Source organism: Frankia sp. CcMO1 (assembly GCF_977945845.1).
In genome coordinates this window covers 1-1354 of sequence record NZ_CDWTMG010000211.1, presented here as the reverse complement: position 1 = coordinate 1354, position 1354 = coordinate 1, and the positions used below count along the sequence as shown (strand labels likewise).

General features: G+C 66.0%; 1 protein-coding gene and 1 pseudogene. Both read right to left on the bottom strand.

Annotated elements, in window-relative coordinates:
* A partial coding sequence (locus AC08OU_RS19475; protein WP_476605483.1) for an RHS repeat-associated core domain-containing protein occupies window positions 1-514 on the bottom strand: 514 nt, incomplete at its 3' end.
* A gap of 15 nt (window positions 515-529) precedes the next feature.
* Window positions 530-1354, bottom strand: a pseudogene (locus tag AC08OU_RS19470) (sugar-binding protein); the annotation flags it as partial.

Here is a 1354-nt window from a genome sequence, read left to right as displayed (position 1 = left end):
ATTTCGACTCCTTGGCGTTGCCGCCGAAGATGGGGTCGGTGGAGAGAAAACGGCCGGTGTAGGGGTTGTAAAGGCGGACGCCCATGAGGGTGAGGCCGCCGAGGGTGTCGCGGGAGCGTTGCTTTCCGCCGAGCCAGCCGTAGCGGGCGTAGGCGGTACTGGCGAAATAGGGGGTGCCGAATTCGCTGGATTCGGCGTAGCTGGCGATGGCGGTAGCGGCGGTGTCGTCGGGGACGGTGGCGACGATGTCTCCGCGCAGGTTGGCCAGCTGCAGCGTGACCGTGCCGGTGTTGTCTTGGACGGCGGCGAGATCTCCACCGATTCCGAGGATGTTGCGGGTCCACCCGCCGCCGGTGACGCCGATCCAGGCCGGGCTGTCGCCGAGTTCGGCCGCCGTCGAACCTGTCGTGCCGTCGTATCGAACCAGCGGGTAGTGGTTAGGAGTCGAAATGAAATAACTTGCGCGTTTCGAACCCTCCACAGGCCTGTGACCTGCGATGATGCTCTCGATCACGTATTTGTTACTTCATTACGTCCCCTTAGTCCAGCTCGTCGATCCTTCACTCCAGGATCGGATGCGCCGTGCTGGGTCGAGGGTGTAGGTCCGGGTAGTCGAGCCTGCGGTCTGCGAGGCGACCATGTCGTTCACGTGGTAGCCGACGGTAAGCGCGACACCGGCCGCGTCGGCGGCCGGCACAGCCGTGGTTCGGCCGAACAGGTCGTAGGTGTAGCCGGTGTCGGTGATCCGGTCGGCCTGGTCATAGCTGTGAGAGTAGACCTGCGGGGTCGTGCCGGTGGAGCAGTTCCCGGTGTCCGGCTGACCGCCGGCATCCGGGTAGCTGGTCAGGGCGATGCGATTGGAATCCAGGTCGTAGGTGTAGGTGCGGGTGGTGCAGATCCGCGGCCCGCCGTAGCTGACCGCGTCGACGACCGAGGTCAGCCGGCCCGCCGGGTCGTAGCCCAGCGTCTTGGTCGCGGGCGTGCTGGCGTCGAGACGGACCTGGCCGTGGATCGAGTATGCCTGGGAGAAGGTCAGCCACGGTGTGCCGGACTTGGCGTAGGCGAGGCTGGTCGGCTTGTTGGTGTTGTCGAGGCGGGTGGTGGCGACGAGGCCGTTCGGGTAGGTCTGGCTGGTGAGGGCTCCGTCGCCGTTGTAGGTGGCGGTGAAGGTGGACGGTGCCGACCCGGCGCCGACGCCAAGGCTGGTGACCAGGCCGCGGTGTTCGGTGGCGGTGTCGTAGACGTAGGCGTAGCTGCCCTTGCCGTCGTTGACGGAGGAGATCTGTCCGTCGGTGTCGTAGCCGGTAGTGGTGGTGTTGCCGTCGGCGTCGGTCTGGGAGGTGACCTGGATCTG